The sequence below is a fragment of the Clostridium bornimense genome (genome assembly GCF_018917145.1).
GTDB classification, from domain to species: Bacteria; Bacillota; Clostridia; order Clostridiales; family Clostridiaceae; genus Clostridium_AN; species Clostridium_AN bornimense_A.
Window position 1 is genome coordinate 1 of record NZ_JAHLOD010000024.1, and the last position, 18,809, is coordinate 18,809.

Consider the following 18,809-nt stretch of genomic DNA (forward strand, 5'->3'; position numbering starts at 1 on the left):
CCCTGTAAAATTTTGGAATCAGAATGAGCTTTATTAAAGTTACCCTTTTTTTAATAAGACAAACTAGAAAATTTCCAATTTTAAAGTTTTTTTATCTTGACATATTACCAGTCGTCTTTTTACCTATACCTAAATACTCCATTAGGCTTTCTGTACTTTTTTTATCCATCGATGGTGTGGATATAATTTCATCATAATTAGATTTTTTTATATTTTCTACTGATCCAAATTTAATAAGTAGATTTTTTCTTCTTTTTTCCCCTATATTAGGTACATTATCTAATACAGATCTTAAACTTCTTTTATCTCTTAAACTCCTATGATAAGTTATAGCAAATCTATGAACTTCATCACTTATTTTTCTTATTAACCCCATAACTGGAGATGTAGCCTTGAAAGAAATTTCTTCATTTTCATAAATCAAACCTCTTGCAGTATGTTTATTATCTTTAACCATCCCTGCCACTGGTATATCTAAATTAAATTCTTTTAAAACATCTTTTGCTACAGATACATGACCTTTTCCGCCATCCATCAGTATTAAATCCGGAAATACCGTAAACTTAGTTTTATCCAATTCTAACTCTAAAGAAGATAGTTTTTCTAACTCTTCTAATCCTCTCTTGAATCTTCTTCTAAGTACTTCTCTCATAGATTCATAATCATTAGCCCCAACAACTGTCTTTATTTTAAATCTTCTATAATCAGAATTTTTAGCTTTTCCTTTTTCAAAAACAACCATGGCACCAACAGAATCTACCCCTTGAATATTTGAAATATCATAAGCTTCTATTCTTTTCGGTATTTCTTCTAAATCTAAAACTTCTTCTAAAGTTCTAAGTGCCTCTTCGCCTCTCTCTTTATCTTTTATTATTTTATCTTTAAAATCCCTAAGAGTTACTACTGCATTATTCTCTACTAAATCTAAAGTTTTCTTTTTATCTCCTTTTTGAGGTATCTTTATCCAGACCTTAGATTCCCTTCTTGCTGTTAATAACTCTTCTAACAACTCTTGATCTTCAACACTATCTACATAAATAGTCTTAGGTATAAAAGCAGTATTACCATAAAACTCTTTTATAAATTCCGCAATTAAAACAGAGTTTTCTTCAGTAGCACCATCTTCAATTATAAAATGCTCTCTTCCATTAATTTTTCCTTGTCGCATAAAAAAGATTTGAATAAGAGCATCTTTTTCATCTTTTGCTAAAGAAATAAAATCTTCATCTTCAAATCTTCCTGTTATCATTTTTTGTTTAGATATAATTTTTTCAAAACTCATTATCTTATCTCTATACATAGCCGCTTTTTCAAACTCTAAATTTTCTGATGCTTTAATCATATCTTCCTTTAGTTCTTTTATAAGAGCTATATCTTTTCCAGATAATATATCTATTACATCGTCAATCATTGCTTTATATTCTTTTTTTGTAACTTTCCCTGCACAAGGTGCATTACACTTCTTTATATAATAATCGAGGCAAGGTCTTATCCCTACCTCGTTTTCTTTTATTCTAAGTCTACATTCCCTAATAGGAAATAGATTTTTTATAGTATCTACTGTTTCATAAACAGCACCAGAATCAGTATATGGTCCAAAATACTTAGATCCGTCTTTTATTATATTTCTAGTTACAAAAACTCTAGGATAATCTTCCTGCATAGTTACTTTTATCATAGGATAATGTTTGTCATCTTTAAGTCTTATATTATATCTAGGTCTATATTTTTTTATTAAATTACATTCTAAAATTAATGCTTCAAATTCTGAATCTGTAACAATATACTCAAATTCTTCTATATTAGAAACCATCTTTTTTACTTTTTCAGAATGATTTTTTGAATTTTGAAAGTATTGTCTAACTCTATTTTTTAGTATCTTAGCTTTACCTACATAAATAACTTCTCCTAAAGAATTCTTCATTAAATAAACGCCTGGTTTATTAGGCAGTATCTTTAATTGATGAGCTAAATCAAACATATTTCCTCCTACTTTTTAGTAGCAACCTTTAGTATATCTCCTGCTACTTTTGCTGCATTTATATTCTTACTTTGATTTTCCTCTAAAATTACAGATACAGCATACTTAGGTTTATCATAAGGTGCAAAGCCTATAAACCATGAATGAGCAATTCCTGCTTTTCCATTTTTCTCATGATCCGCTGTACCAGTTTTACCTGCTACTTTTATCCCTGAAACCTTAGCATTTTTACCTGTTCCTCTAGTACCTTCTACAACATTAAGCATATATTCTTGTAATGTTTTTATGTTAGAAAGTTCACCTACTTGACCTAATGATTCTATTGGCTCTTCTTTTACAACATTTCCTGATGCATCTTCTATTTTTGATAATGTATGAGGCTTCATCATTTCTCCATCATTTGCAATAGCTTGTGCTACAGCAGCCATGTGCAATGGTGTTGCCAAATCTTGTGCTTGCCCAATACCACCTTGAGCTAATTCTCCATCGCTAGTATAATCTGGAACCTTAGATACCGCCTTATTAGTATATAACCCTTGAACAGGTAAACCCTTGTTAAAATAGAATTTTTCTGCAGTTTCTTTTAGATTATCACTACCTACTTCCATAGCAACTTGACCAAACACAACATTTGATGAAACAGTAAGTGCTCCCTTTAAGTCTAATGTTCCATGAGCTATATGATTATAATTTGATAATGTATAATCATCAGCTTCTATTTCATTTCCATTACTATCTTTTTTATTAAAAGTTAATGTTCCATTATCCTTAAATGTTTTACTTTCTATTCCTGGTACATTTTCTAAAGCAGATAACGCTGTAATAACTTTAAATGTTGATCCCGGTGGATATAATTCACCAAAAGCTCTATTATATAATGGCTTATTATCATTATCTGTATTTAATTCTACCCAATTTTCTTCAAGATTATTAGCATTAAATGTTGGTCTTGAAACTGCTGCAAGAACAGCTCCTGTTTCAACATCTAAAACTACTGCAGCACCTTTAAAACCATTCATAGCATCATAAGCTGCTGTTTGTATGTCATAATCTAAAGTTAGAGTAACATCATCTCCTACTTTAGGTGTCTCTTTAAATCCATTTTTAATCAATTCCTTAAGAGTAGATGAATTACCTTTAGTCAAATATTCATTATAAATATTTTCTGCTGCTTCTGTTCCATACTTTGAATTATAATAGCCCAATACATGACAAAATAAATCTCCATCTACATAAGTTCTTTCTTGAGTATTATCATCAACTCTTTCCATAGTAGTTAATTGTCTACCATTTCTATCATAGAAATTTCCTCTTAATATTTCGTTTTCTCTTATATACTTTCTTCCATTATCAGCATTATCAATTATTTTAGGTGCTACAAAAACTTCAAAATATCCAATATATGTACATAACGCTGAAAATAATAGTAATACAACTACTAATATATGTTTTATATTGTTATTCAAATTTCTATTTTTTTTCTTTTTTCTAACCTTCATATTATTTTTCTCCTTCTGAAATCTTTTGAAGAATACCTAAAATTATAAATGCTGATAAAATTGAAGTACCTCCATAAGATACAAATGGTAATGTTATTCCGGTAAGTGGTATAGCTCCTGTTACCCCACCAACAATAACTAATGATTGAATAGCTATCATTGTACTTAAACCTACATCTAAAAGTTTAGCACCATTGTCTCTTATATTTATTGCTCCTCTCATAGAACGATAGAACATTAATAAATATATAAGTATAATTGCAAATCCAACTAATATTCCCATTTCTTCAGAAATAGCTGAAAAAATAAAATCTGATTCACACATTGGCACCTTATTAGGATATCCAAGCCCTAATCCTTTTCCTATAACTCCACCTTCTGCCATACCATAAAACCCTTGAACAAGTTGATAACTTTCTCCTGATACATAAGGCCATGGATTTCTCCATATTAATACCCTTCTTTTTACGTGAGCAAACATAAAGTAGGCAGCTACAGCACCTACAGATGCTAATGCAAAAGTAGCCAACATATATTTAAAATTACCTGTAGCCATATATAACATAGTAATAGATACACCAAAAATCATTAGTGCTGTTCCTAAATCTGTTTGTAATACCATAAATCCTAATGAAAACATAATTGTAAAGATAGGTTCTATACCAACTCTATAATACTTACCAAATGGGCCCAGTATCTTTTCCATAGCATCGCTTATAAAACCTAAATATTCATCTTTACTACTACTTTCTTTATTTAATGCTATAGCTAAATATATTACCAAAAATATTTTACCAAACTCTGACGGCTGAAATGAAAAACCGGCAATATACACCCAGTTCAATGCTCCATTAACAGCTGCTTTTCCTGTAATAGTATTATAAATTTTAGCCATTGACATAAATATAATAGTTAATATAAGAAATATATATCGATATTTCTTAAGTCTATCAAGTTCTGGCATCAATACAATGACAAAAACATATACTGTAACTCCGATTATAAACCATACAATTTGCTTAATTGCAAGACTTGTTCCCTTAGCAACATCTAATCTGTAAAGCATAGTTATCCCTATTGTAGCAAGAATACATGCTAATATATAGAGATATTTATCACCTTTAGGAAAATATCTTCTAAGCATAAAATGTATTGTTCCGATAAGAACCATAAGTATAGCTCCCATAACTAATGCTGCTGTATTAATCGGTGTTGTTATGAAAGATAGATTAATAAAGCATATAGCTATAAGTATGTATGTAAATCTAACTAACCTTTTTTCTTCCTTGTAAACTTTCCCCAAATTACTCTACCACCTTTACGGTAAAATCTCCTAATTTTATTATATCTCCAACGTCTAAAAATGCTCTGTTAACAATTGGATTGCCATTTAAATATGTTCCATTTGTACTACCTAAATCTTCTATTATGTACTCTGATTCATCTTTGTATATTCTTGCATGATGAGATGATATATAAGGGTCTTTTAAAACTATTGTATTTCCTTCTTTTCTTCCTATAGTTATTAAACCAGTTATCATTATAACCTGATTATTTTTTAATCTTTCATATGGACCTATATTTATAACTCTAAGTCCTAATCTTCTATTTCTCTTATCTGCAACCTTATCTGCTATTTTTATATCTTTATTTATTGCTTTTATTGCATAAAAAATTATAAAGTATATAACTACAATTATTACTATCCTAAAAATTAACGATAACTTTACTAATTCCAAGTTGTTCACCGTCCTACCTAATTTCTGAACTTTAATTCATTATAACATCTTTTTTAGGTATTGTCCTGTATAGGAATTTTTCACCTCAGCTATCTCTTCTGGAGTTCCTTTGCATAATATTTCTCCACCCTTGTCTCCGCCTTCTGGTCCTAGGTCGATTATATAATCCACTGACTTTATAACATCTAAATTATGTTCGATTACTACAACACTATTTCCTCCATCTACTAGACGTTGAAGAATTTTAATTAATCTATTTACATCATCAGTATGAAGTCCTGTTGTTGGTTCATCTAGAATATATAGTGTTCTTCCTGTTGCACGTCTAGATAATTCATAAGCTAACTTAACCCTTTGAGCCTCTCCACCAGAAAGTTGTGTTGATGGTTGACCTAATCTAACATATCCTAGACCGACATCTAATAATGTTTGCAACTTATTCTTTATTCTTGGAATATTTTCAAAGAACTCTACCCCTTCTTCTACTGTCATATTTAATACTTCATCAATATTTTTACCCTTATATTTTACTTCTAAAGTTTCTCTGTTATATCTTTTTCCCTTACAAACTTCGCATGGAACATATACATCTGATAAAAATTGCATTTCAATTTTTATTATTCCATCTCCACGACAAGCTTCACATCTTCCACCTTTAACATTAAATGAAAATCTTCCTGGTTTATATCCTTTCATCTTAGCTTCTGTAGTTTGTGCATAAAGTTCTCTTATATAATCAAAGACACCAGTATAAGTAGCCGGATTTGATCTTGGTGTACGTCCAATAGGACTTTGATCAATATTAATTATTTTATCAATGTTTTCAATACCTAAAATTTCTTTATGCTTTCCTGGGTTTTCCTTAGCTCTTGTAAGCTTTTTATGTATTCCCTTATATAAAATCTCATTAACTAATGTTGATTTTCCTGAGCCAGATACCCCAGTAACAGCAGTAAATACTCCCAATGGAATCTTTATGCTAATATTCTTTAAATTATTCTCCTTGGCATTCTTTACTTCAATAAAGTTACCATTTCCTTTTCTTCTTTCTTTCGGTACTTCTATCTTTTTTTCTCCTGTTAAATATTGACCTGTTATTGATTCTTTGCAGTTCTTCACCGCTTCTAAATCTCCAGCCACTATAATTTCACCGCCATGCTCTCCTGCTCTTGGCCCTATATCTACTATATAATCAGCTTCCCTTATAGTATCCTCATCATGCTCTACTACTACCAATGTATTGCCTATATCTCTAAGGTTTTTCATTGTAGCAATTAATTTGTCATTATCTCTTTGATGTAACCCAATACTAGGTTCATCTAATATGTATAAAACACCTACTAATGCAGATCCAATTTGCGTAGCAAGACGTATTCTTTGAGATTCTCCTCCTGATAAAGTTCTTGCTTCTCTACTTAATGTAAGATAATCTAATCCTACATCTATTAAGAACTTTAACCTAGCAGAAATCTCTTTTACTATTTGATCACTTATAATTTTATTTTTTTCTGATAAGTGTAATGTTTCTATAAATTCTAATTCCTCTTTTACAGATAAGGAACATAATTCATTTATATTTTTTCCATCAACCTTCACACTTAATGCTTCTGGTTTTAATCTTGCACCTTTACATTTAGGACATGGATTATCACTCATATAATTTTCAATTTCTTCTTTTATGAAATCTGATCCTGTTTCCATATATCTTCGTCTTAATTCATTTATAATTCCTTCAAAGATATAATTATACTTAACTTCTCTTCCATCTTTCTTGTAATTTACTACTAGTCTTTCACCTTTAGTTCCATACAATAATACATCTATTACTTCTCTAGGTAACTGATTTATAGGAGTATCTAGCGAAAAGTTGTACTTTTTGCATAAAGATTTAAGAATAGCAAAATTCCAAGAATCTTCTTTTAATCTTCCTTCTCCCCAAGGGGCTATAGCTCCTTGTAAAATAGATTTATCTTTCTCTGGTAAAATTAAATCTTCATCTATCTCCATAAGAGTACCAAGACCATCACATGTTTCGCATTTTCCAAAAGGAGAATTAAAGGAAAATAATCTTGGTGCTATTTCCTCAATACTTATATTACAATCTGGACAAGCAAATTTTTCAGAAAATAAAATTTCTTCTCCTCCTATAATATCTATTATTACTAATCCATCACCCATCTTTAAAGATGTTTCTATTGATTCAGCTAACCTTCCTTCTATTCCCTCCTTTACTACTAATCTATCTACTACTGCTTCTATACTATGCTTTTTAGTCTTTTCTAATTTTATCTCTTCATCTTCAAGATCATATACTTCTCCATCAACTCTAGCTCTTACAAAACCATTTTTCTTTATATTTTCTAATACTTTAACATGTTCGCCTTTTCTTCCTCTAATAAGTGGTGACAACACTTGAATCTTTGTTCTCTCTGGCAATGCCATAACTTTATCCACCATCATATCCACTGTTTGTTGGCTTATTTCTTTTCCACACTTAGGACAATGAGGAACTCCTATCCTAGCATATAATAATCTTAAATAGTCATATATCTCTGTGACAGTACCTACTGTAGAGCGCGGATTTCTCGATGTTGTTTTTTGATCTATTGATATAGCCGGTGATAATCCTTCTATATACTCTACATCTGGTTTATCCATTTGTCCTAAGAATTGACGTGCATAAGAAGATAGTGATTCTACATATCTTCTTTGACCTTCAGCATATAACGTATCAAAAGCAAGGGACGACTTTCCTGATCCAGACAAGCCTGTAAAGACAACTAACTTATCTCTAGGTATCTCTAAAGATACATTCTTTAAATTATGTACCTTCGCTCCTTTTATAACAATCTTATCTTTCATAATAACTTTCTCCTTTTTATATACTTAATAACTATTTTTTACGTATTAACTTATTTTTAACCTCGAACATTCGTTCTATTAAAATTTTAAGTTTATTTATTTTCCTTGTCAATAAAAAGAAGTTGCTTTATTACTCTCTATTTTAGACTTGCCTTTATTAAATTTTATATTTTTTAGCATTTCTTGTCAAACTTTTGTTTATATTAGGATTTTTATGTAAAAAATAATCTTAATTTATTTATATTTTTTAAATTTTCTCTTTAAGTAAGTTTATTTCATCTCTTAATTCTGCTGCTCTTTCAAACTGTAAATCCTTAGCAGCTAACTTCATTTCTTCTTCAAGTTCTTTTATTTTGCTTATAATTTCTTCTACTGATAATTCTTCTTTTTCAACTGCTTCATAAGTAGCTTCTTCCTCTGCCACCGTAGATATTTCTAAAACATCTCTAATATCTTTCTTTATAGTTGTAGGTATTATATTATTTTTATCATTATATTCTATTTGAATTTTTCTTCTTCTTTCTGTTTCTTTTAATGCATATTCCATAGATTTAGTAATTCTGTCAGCATACATTATTACTTTACTTTCAGAATTTCTTGCCGCTCTACCTATTGTTTGAATTAATGAAGTGTTAGATCTTAAGAATCCTTCTTTATCAGCATCTAAGATAGCAACAAGAGCAACTTCTGGAATATCTAATCCTTCTCTTAAAAGATTTATTCCTACTAATACATCTTGTTCACCACTTCTTAATTCTTTTATGATTTTCATTCTATCTATGGTTGATACGTCTGAATGCATATATGTTGTTTTTACACCCATACCCTTTAAATAATCTGTTAAATCTTCAGCCATTTTCTTAGTAAGGGTAGTTATCAATGTTCTGAATCCTTTATTTGTTGTCTTAATTATCTCACTATATAAATGATCAATTTGACCTTCTACCGGCACTACTTCTATTACGGGATCTAGTAATCCTGTAGGTCTTATTATTTGCTCTGCAACATTTTCGCTATGTTGAAGCTCATATTCTCCCGGTGTTGCTGATACAAATACTACTTCATTCATCTTATTTTCAAATTCATCAAACTTTAATGGTCTATTATCATAAGCTGAAGGTAATCTAAATCCATATTCAACTAATGAATCTTTTCTAGATCTATCTCCTCCATACATCGCTTTTACTTGCGGTAATGTTACATGACTTTCATCAATAAACATTAGAAAATCCTCTGGGAAATAGTCAATTAATGTTTTAGGCGGTTCTCCTGGATTCCTTCCATCTAATATTCTTGAATAATTTTCTATTCCAGAACAATATCCCATCTCTTTTATCATTTCAATATCAAAATTAGTTCTTTGCTTTATCCTTTGTGCCTCTAACAATTTTTCTTCACTATTAAATTCTTTTACTCTTTCATCTAATTCTATTTCAATTTGCTTTATTGCTTTCTCTGTTGTCTCTTGAGAAGCAGCAAAGTGAGATGCTGGGAAAATAGATATATGCTTTCTTGTTGATAATATTTTACCTGTTAAAACATCAAACTCTCTTATTCTATCTATCTCATCTCCAAAAAACTCAACTCTTATCCCTTTTGAATTTTCACTAGCAGGAAATATGTCTAATACATCTCCTCTGACTCTAAAAGTACCTCTCACAAAATCAATATCATTTCTTTCATATTGAATAGATACTAATTCTTTTATTACATCATTTCTCTCCTTTGTCATTCCTTCTCTTAATCTTACTGTTAACTTTTTATATTCTTCCGGATTACCTAACCCATAAATACAAGAAACTGATGCTACTACTATTACATCTTTTCTTTCTAATAATGCAGATGTTGCTGAGTGACGTAATTTATCTATTTCATCATTAATAGAAGCATCTTTCTCTATAAAAGTATCTGTTTGTGCTACATAAGCTTCTGGTTGATAATAATCATAATATGAAACAAAATACTCAACAGCATTATCAGGAAAGAACTCTTTAAATTCTGAACAAAGCTGTGCTGCCAAAGTTTTATTATGGGCTAAAACTAATGTAGGCTTTTGTACTTTTTCTATTATATTAGCCATAGTAAATGTTTTTCCTGACCCAGTTACCCCTAGTAATGTTTGAAATTTCTCACCGTTTTCTATACCTTTTGTTATAGAATCTATAGCCTCTGGCTGATCTCCTGTTGGAGAAAACTTGCTAACAATTTTAAATTTTTCCATATTTAATCACCTCTTATTCATTTAGATTAAATCATTCACTTACCATTATACTTTAAAATGAAAAAATTTATTACTTTTCCTTATCTTATTATTGAAAATGTATGCACCTAATCTAAATATTTTTTCTATAATATATTGTAGCTACTAAATGTTTAACCTTTGAATAACAGTTGAGAAACCTTACGATGTACAGAAATTCACAAGAGATAAATTTTAAAATATACTAATAAGAACAAATGAGTAATTTTTCTTAACTTTGAATTAAAGATACAAAAAGCTGCCGCATTAAATATTTTATATGCGACAGCTTGATTTTATATATTTAGTTATATTACATAAATATAATTTAACTTATACTTTCTATTTACTATGAATTATTTTTAACTTTTTTCTTGCCAAAAATCATATATATAACTAAAATCATTAGACTACAACTAGTAATTAATCCTCCAACTTTAAGCCCTTCTGGAGTATATTCAAATCTTATTACATTATCTCCAGCTTCAGCCTTTACTGCCATAAGTCCATTATTTACATTTTCAACATCCACTTTTTTACCATTAACAGTAGCTCTCCATCCTTTATCATATGGAACGCTAAAAAATACTAAATTCTCTTTTTGTAGTTTTATCTTTGAAGTAAATCCTTTATTATCTCTTTCAAAATGATAAGCTGATCCTTCTCTTCTATTCTTCACATCTACATTATATTTTTCAATACTGGTATCATTTAATTCACTTGATGATATCTCACTGAAACAATCTCTATACTTTTCTATTTGATCATCATCTAAAACAATTGCCTTTAATAATGCTAAATGTCTATTATTTATATCTACCTCATAAAACTTAGTCTTACTTGCATATGAATCATAAGTAAAACCTATAGGAATAAAATCTTCACTTTCATATATTTCATATTGCCCCTGCTCTCCTACCTTTTTCAAATTAGGAAGCGTAATATCTCCATAATTTATAAGTTTCGCTACATTAGGATAATCTTTTAACTTAAAAACATATTTTACTGATAACAGTGGTCTTAATCCGTATTTATCATAATTATATAATGTCTCTGAATCTCTATGCATTCCTATTGAATTATAAAATTCAAAAGCACTTCCATTTACAGTTGTAATAAAAGATTGGATAGACATCTTATTCCATAACACACTAGAATTTCTATAACATGCTAAGTTATCTATTCTATAATCATCTCCACTTGGAAGTTCCATGTAATCAGCTGAAGTAGTATATAACTTATTAAATTCTTTACTCTCTGGGTATGCTTGTTGACTTTTATAAATATAAAATTGACCCATAACTGCCGAAAATATAATTACTAATACCATAGTCGTATTAAAAAACATCTTTTTATTTCTTATTTGAATTATCATAATGGTAGCAATCATTGATACTATTGAAATTATTAAATTAAACTTGAAAGTTTGATTATCAAAAATAACTTGCCCATCTTTACGATTCAAAATAAATACCATAGAAATAAATGCTATCCATATAGCACCTGTTAAAATAATTCCTCGCGTATATTTGGTATCTTTATTATCTAATACCTTTACTGTTGCTAAAGCCATAATCAATATAGGCATGTAAAACCATCTTGAGTAGTAACCAGAATTAAATGCAGAAAATGAACTATTTAATATTGGTACAAACATGAATAAACCACTAATAGCTAATACAACCTTTATCCATCTCGTTTGCTTATTAGTTAAAAATGTGAATAACAACACACTACCAAATAAAGGCATAAACAATTCTGTTGATGTAAACCTTAAACCATAAATCATACCTCTTGAATGTGGTATCTCTGCTGGCATTAAAAATGCTCTTATTATATCTAAAAAGTCCCTCTTATTATATATAAATGCATTCTTTAATGTAAGAGAATTCTCTAATCTAGGGTTATCCAATGTAAATAGAACTGAAGGTAATATTAATACACAACTTATTCCAACACCTATACATCCCTCAAAAAAAACTTCTATTACCTTTTTTACATTTATCTTTTTTCTAAATTTTTCATCAACTAATCTACTCAAACCATATATAGCTAAAAATATGAATTCACCTAAGAAGAACACATAGTTAGTCAATAAACTTACAGTAACCATTATTGCAAAAAAGCCTTTCCTATTGTTTAAGACTAATTCTTCAAAGGATATCAACAATAACGGAAATAAAGCTACAATATCATGAAAATGAAAAATCATGTTTGCAATTTGAAATCCAGAAAAAGCATATAATATACCACCTATTATGGCATACTTTTCATCCTTGATAAATCTTTTCATAAATGCAAAAGCTGCTACAGATGCAACTACATACTTTATAATCATTAATGGTCCCACTAAATAAGGAAAAAAGCTACTTGGAAATAGTAATGTCAATATATAAAATGGACTTCCCACAGAATAAAAACTATATGCTCCAATAAAACTACTACCTATATCAACATTCCAATCCCAAAATATGTTTCCTTCCTTAATCATTCTATTAGCATCTACACCAAATGGAATTTGTTGTAGATTAAAATCATCACTAACATTTATTATACCGTGTCCCTTAATAATAAAAGGAATTATTATTAAAGATGCTATTATTATAGAAATATAAATAGATTTCTTGTATCCATTTTCTAATTTCTTTTCTTTCATTTTTCACCCTCATCTCTTATATAAATATAAACTATTTATTTTTTTCCTTGTTCATTATAAGTTATTTACAATTGTAATTCAACAAAACAAAATTTAACCTTTATAATCATCTATCTATAATGTCTAATTATTTTATAGACATTGTTGAGAAAAAACTGTAAACTATTTAAAGATATCAATAAAGAAAGGAATATTTTTATGTCTACAAAAAAGATTATTAATAATTTATCACTAATATTGATTGTTATTTTAACAATATTATGTATAACAATTTCGTATTGTTCCCCATATTTCCCTGATGACTATAATTATGCTTTTGTATTTAATTCAAATACGCGTATTGATAGCTTTTCAGATTTATTTAGATCAGTAGGTATATTCTATTTACATTGGGGCGGACGTTTTTTACCACAATTAATAGGTCAATTACTAATATGGTTCGGAAAGCCATGGTTTGCAGTATTAAATGGCCTTATATTATTTATTTTAAGCTATTTTATATATAAAAGTTGTTTTACTTTAAAAAACGAAAAAATTAACTTCAGTAAAATTCTTTTCATTTTTATAGTAATTATAGTTACAGTACCTATTCCTAATGAAACGTTATTTTGGCAAATGGGATCTATAAATTATATGTGGATGATGACACTTTCAGTTATATATATGTGTCCTTTTCTTCTTGAATTCTTATCTATTAGAAAAATAGAGGATAACTATAAAACTCATTCATATATAATAATCTTTGGCTTCCTTGCAGGATTAACTAACGAAAATATTGCACCTTTTATAGTTTTTGCAAACATAGTTTATATTGCTTATAAGTTTATAATAAAAGAACATATTTATAAGTGGAATATTCTTGGATTAATATCTTCTATAGTCGGATGTTGTTTACTAATGCTTTCTCCTGGTAACTCAGAAAGACAGGCTATAGAAACTCAAGCTTATGGAATACCAGATAGTTTATCTGTTAAATACAATAATTTCTTTCTACCTACATTAGAAGATGTTTTTTCAAATCACTATAAATTATTGTTAAAACTTTTAATAATAACTTTTATTGCTTATATAATCTTTAAAGGTGTAAAAAACAAACATTTTGTATTATCAGTACTTCTAACTTTAGCGGCTATATTTTCTAATTTAATTATGCTATTTCCTAGTACCTATAGCCAACGTTCTGCTTTTGGTGGATCAATTTTTATGATAATGGCAATGGCACTACTATTATCACAACTGAAATTTAATGTTAAACTTAATAATATAATTTATATAGTATCATTTTTAATTTTTACAATTATATCTGTAAAAATATTTGTTCCTACAACCAAGATTGCATTAGATTATAATTCACTTTATCAAAGTAGAGTAGATTACGTATTAGAAAAGAAATCTGAAAATATTTTAGATTTACATGTTAAATCAATAACTATGCCTGCAAACAAGTATTTATCTCTTTATGATATTACTAATGATAGTAATTCTATTTATAATCGCATGTTTTGTAGATATTACGAAATAAATTCAATTACAACATTTGATTAAAAATATGCTTTATCATAAGTAAATGCTAATGTTATAAAAAAGAGAGGGTTCAAAAATAATTGAATCCTCTCTTTTTGCACATAATAAGTCATATTTATCAATTAGCATTACCAATTTTATTTGAAAATATTATACCTAAAGAAAATAGGCTATTACAAATGGCTAACTAAAAAGTTAGTTTTGTAACAGCCCTTTATTATTATTTAATATAAAATTTGAGTTTTTAATAACTATCTTTGATACATGTTATTATTAAATTCATTAACAACCCTCTCATTGTTATATTCTTCCACGAAGTATAATGGTCTATTTTTAGTTTCATTGAATATTCTTCCTAAGTATTCACCAATTACCCCTAAGAATAATAATTGTATTCCTCCTAAGAATAAAATTACTGCCATTAATGAAGGATATCCAGCTACATCTCCTCCACAAATTAATGTCTTTGCAATAATAAATATCATATATATTAATGCTCCAAATGAAATAAATGAACCTACATATGTTGATACTTTTAATGGAAATGTAGTAAATGAAGTTATTCCTTCTATTGCAAGATCCATTAACTTAAAATAACTCCACTTTGTATTACCAGCCGCTCTTGGATCCCTGTCAAAAAGTATTTCCTTTTTCTTATATCCAATCCAACTAAACATTCCTTTAGTATATCTTTGAGTTTCTCTTAATTGTTTTAATGCTTGTACACATCTTCTATCTAAAAGTCTAAAGTCTCCTGTATCTTCTTGAATTGGAACCTTAGATACACTCTTTAATACTCTATAAAATGCATGTGACGTAAATTTTTTCAACCAAGTTTCACCGCTTCTTGAACGACGTTTAGCATATACGTCATCATAGCCTTCTTCCCAATATTTTATCATATCTGGGATAAGTTCAGGTGGATCTTGTAAATCAGCATCTAATATAATAACGGCATCACCTTTTGCATAATCTAATCCCGCAATCATTGCTATTTCTTTACCAAAATTTCTTGAAAGATTAACATACGAAATTCTCTTATCTATTTCTCTTATTGATTTAATAATAGATAAAGTATTATCTTTACTTCCATCATTAACAAATAATATTTCAAATTCATAATTTTCAATACTATTCATAATATTTTTTAATCTATCATATAACATATTTAAAACATCTTCTTCATTATATGCAGGAATTAACAACGTAATTTTTTTCATCTTTATCCTTCCTCTCAATACATTTATTCTATAGAAATTTAATGTATAACCCTTTCTAAACAGTCACATAAATATTATATACCTTAATACTTTTAAATCAATAAATAGTTAAGAATTATTTATTATAATATCATATTAATTTTATTTGTGTATATCTTTATATCTTGTTAAATATAATTCATAATTCATTCTATTATTTTTAACAATTGTGTCTAATATAAAACCACATACTAAAGCAAGCATAGACACTACTACTAAGCCTACTGCTAATATTGCTGATGGTACTTTTGTTACAAAATCAGTTTTCATAAACTCAACAACTACAGGTATCCCTACCATCATTCCCAAAACAAAACAAATAATAGAAACAACTCCAAAAAACGCCATAGGCTTATAATTTTTAAATAATGATCCTAATGCACTTAGAACTCTATATCCATCTTTAAATGTATTTAATTTAGATTCACTACCTTCTGGTCTATCTCTATAATCTATAGGAATCTCTTTTAATAAAAACTTTTTATCTAATGCATGAATACTCATTTCTGTCTCTATTTGAAACCCATCACTTAATACTGGCATTGTCTTTACAAAATATCTATTGAATGCTCTATATCCTGTCATTATATCTTTAATTTCATTCTTAAATAATAATCCAATTAATCCTTTAACTAAATTATTTCCAAAGTCATGAAAAGGTCTCTTATTTTCTTGAAAATATGTACCATTTGATAATCTATCCCCTATTACCATATCTGCTTTACCATCTATAATCGGTTGTATCATATCTCTAGCAGACTCTGCTGGATATGTATCATCTCCATCAACCATTATGTATATATCAGCATCTACATCTCTAAACATAGATCTAACAACATTTCCTTTTCCTTGTCTATACTCCTTAACTACAATTGCACCTTTTTCTTTAGCTATTTTTGAAGTATTATCTTTTGAGTTATTATCAAAAACATAAATATCTGCCTCTGGTAATTCTCTTTTAAAGTCATCTACAACTTTACCAATTGTAAGTTCTTCATTATAACAAGGTACTAATACAGCTATCTTCATACATACGCCTCCTCTAACAACTTCATTATTCCCCTAATATAGCACTTTATAGATTTTTATACCATCTACATCGCTATTATAAATTTTTTCAAATTCAATACTAGATCCTAAAAACTCTCTTTGCAAATTTCTTGTAGTAATTACATATTTGATATTAGCCTTAGGTAAATCATCTAAATTCATATTCACAGTAATAGAATCTAGCCCGTTCAAATTATAATTAGTCTCGCTATCAATCAAATCTACTCTAACATGAGCATATCTATTATAATAAAAAGCATCTTTATATTCATTATCTATTTTTTTCCACTTATCCATATCAGGGTAAAACTGAATTCCATTAAAAACCTTTGCCCCATTAGCATAGACATAACTTCCATTAATTTCTCCACCTTCTGTAACCCAAACTCCATTTGGATCTTCTTTTGAAATATCAATAATAGCTTTTGATAATGTTTTATTGTATATAGCCCCTACTCCATGTGCTAAAGGATTTACTGTCATACCTGACAACATAATTAACATCATCATCGAAATATAAAAAACTCTTTTTAGTTTACAAAATAAACTTACATTTATAACAAGATATATCAGAAATAAAATACCATACCATTTCATCGAAATATATTCAACAAAATATGATGAAAGTATTAATACCACATAAAATGTCAAATTAATTATAGCTATAACTAATCCTGATTTTTTAGAAAATAACTTTTCTCTAAATAATAACCCAATAGCCCATATTGAAAAAAGCATTGCTGTAAAATTAAACATCAAACTCATTCTCGCACTAGGAACATAACTTAAAAATGTTATTTTCGCAAACCATTTTGGAAATTTGAAAAAGCACCATACTAATTGACATGTTGAAAGTACAAATAATGTAACTCCTACTGTATCGACTTTTTTCTTTCTCATAGATACAAAAAGTATTATACTACTTCCAATAAAAAAATTAATAAATGAACTGATCTCACAGTTATTTAACCCACCTATAGTAAAATCTCTAAATGGTATATATGTATTCAACATAAAACTTGATAATTGAAATAACTCTATTTCTCCACCTAATGATACTCTTTTTCCTGGATATATAGTATTTAATGACAAAACAATAGCATCATATGACGTATAAATAAAATATACTAATACTGAAAATATAATTGCAACAATACATGTCATTAATACATAGTCTGCTTTATTAAGCTTACTATTTTTTCTAAACTTCAAATATATGAGTATCATAAAAACAATTATCAAATATGCAAATGGGACTTGAAGCGCAGGATATATTACTAATGCAAATCCAATTGCACTAGATATAAAAATTATAGAATTTATAATTCTATACTTAATACTACTATGATTTTGAAAATACTTATAAAACGATACTATTATTGCTATAGTAAAAAACACCAAATCTCCAACATGCTGCATAAACCACCATTGTACAGCTGGTGAATATGTTATCCAAAATGCGCTAACTAAAGATAAAACTTTATTCTTTCTCGTTAATATCATTGCTAACTCATAAGATAATAAAATTAATCCAATCATTTTAAATGCCCAATACCATGATAAACCATATTCTTTTCCTAAAATCAGAAACCCCCAATTAAAAGGTTTCCCTATAACTGTAATATCTGATACTGGAGCATTATATGACATAATCATATTTTGACCACTTGTAGTTACATTTTTATTTATTAACGGATAATATTCTTCACTCATTGATTGAGCAAAATAATATGTAGATTCTACTAACCACTCATCACTTCTTATAGGTCTATTCTTACCCATAATTACCGTTTCTTCTTTGGGGTTAATTTTCTCCTTTACTATATCATCCCACATCCCTATGGAACTTCCATGTATTTTTAACGCTACGCATAATCCAAATACTATAATAGCTATAATAAATCTCCATTTTATTATAATATTAACTATATTGGCTGCCAAGTTTAGTTTTTTAATTTTCTTTTGTTTCATATCTTCTCCTATTAATATTATTTATTAAA

At 28.3% G+C, this 18,809-nt stretch carries 11 protein-coding genes; 1 reads left to right on the top strand and 10 read right to left on the bottom strand.

The window, feature by feature from the left end; genetic code table 11:
* Positions 1-91: 91 nt before the first annotated feature.
* From uvrC to KQI30_RS09770, 7 genes are all read right to left on the bottom strand, one after another.
* Positions 92-1,981 carry an excinuclease ABC subunit UvrC gene (gene uvrC / locus KQI30_RS09740; protein WP_216463112.1) on the bottom strand — a complete coding sequence of 630 codons (1,890 nt, stop codon included), beginning with the start codon at positions 1,979-1,981 and terminating at the stop codon, positions 92-94.
* Positions 1,982-1,989: 8 nt separating this feature from the next.
* Positions 1,990-3,480 (bottom strand): peptidoglycan D,D-transpeptidase FtsI family protein, encoded by a 1,491-nt coding sequence (locus tag KQI30_RS09745; protein ID WP_216463113.1) that lies wholly within the window; start codon positions 3,478-3,480, stop codon positions 1,990-1,992.
* A 1-nt stretch (position 3,481) separates the two neighbouring features.
* Entirely contained in the window at positions 3,482-4,783 is a 1,302-nt protein-coding gene (locus tag KQI30_RS09750) for an FtsW/RodA/SpoVE family cell cycle protein (protein ID WP_216463114.1), read from the bottom strand.
* Position 4,784: 1 nt separating this feature from the next.
* On the bottom strand, positions 4,785-5,219 hold the full coding sequence (locus KQI30_RS17110) for an FHA domain-containing protein (RefSeq protein ID WP_253287460.1): 435 nt from the start codon (positions 5,217-5,219) through the stop codon (positions 4,785-4,787).
* A gap of 39 nt (positions 5,220-5,258) precedes the next feature.
* A complete protein-coding gene (uvrA, locus tag KQI30_RS09760; protein ID WP_216463115.1) occupies positions 5,259-8,081 on the bottom strand; it encodes an excinuclease ABC subunit UvrA in 2,823 nt (940 codons plus the stop codon).
* Between the two features lie 247 nt (positions 8,082-8,328).
* A complete protein-coding gene (uvrB, locus tag KQI30_RS09765) occupies positions 8,329-10,302 on the bottom strand; it encodes an excinuclease ABC subunit UvrB (RefSeq protein WP_216463116.1) in 1,974 nt (657 codons plus the stop codon).
* A gap of 367 nt (positions 10,303-10,669) precedes the next feature.
* Positions 10,670-12,976: a YfhO family protein gene (locus KQI30_RS09770; RefSeq protein ID WP_216463117.1), complete on the bottom strand. Its 2,307-nt coding sequence runs from the start codon at positions 12,974-12,976 to the stop codon at positions 10,670-10,672.
* Positions 12,977-13,174: 198 nt separating this feature from the next.
* Between KQI30_RS09770 and KQI30_RS09775 the strand changes: the two genes are divergently transcribed.
* Entirely contained in the window at positions 13,175-14,521 is a 1,347-nt protein-coding gene (locus tag KQI30_RS09775) for a DUF3329 domain-containing protein (protein WP_216463118.1), read from the top strand.
* A gap of 230 nt (positions 14,522-14,751) precedes the next feature.
* Here the strand turns inward: KQI30_RS09775 and KQI30_RS09780 are convergent, their stop codons facing one another.
* The 3 genes from KQI30_RS09780 to KQI30_RS09790 all read right to left on the bottom strand — a co-directional run bounded on the left by KQI30_RS09780 (position 14,752) and on the right by KQI30_RS09790 (position 18,780).
* Entirely contained in the window at positions 14,752-15,720 is a 969-nt protein-coding gene (locus KQI30_RS09780) for a glycosyltransferase family 2 protein (RefSeq protein ID WP_216463119.1), read from the bottom strand.
* A 141-nt stretch (positions 15,721-15,861) separates the two neighbouring features.
* Entirely contained in the window at positions 15,862-16,788 is a 927-nt protein-coding gene (locus KQI30_RS09785) for a glycosyltransferase family 2 protein (RefSeq protein WP_216463120.1), read from the bottom strand.
* A gap of 33 nt (positions 16,789-16,821) precedes the next feature.
* Positions 16,822-18,780, bottom strand: coding sequence for a DUF7657 domain-containing protein (locus KQI30_RS09790; protein WP_216463121.1), 1,959 nt, complete (start codon positions 18,778-18,780; stop codon positions 16,822-16,824).
* Positions 18,781-18,809 lie beyond the last annotated feature (29 nt).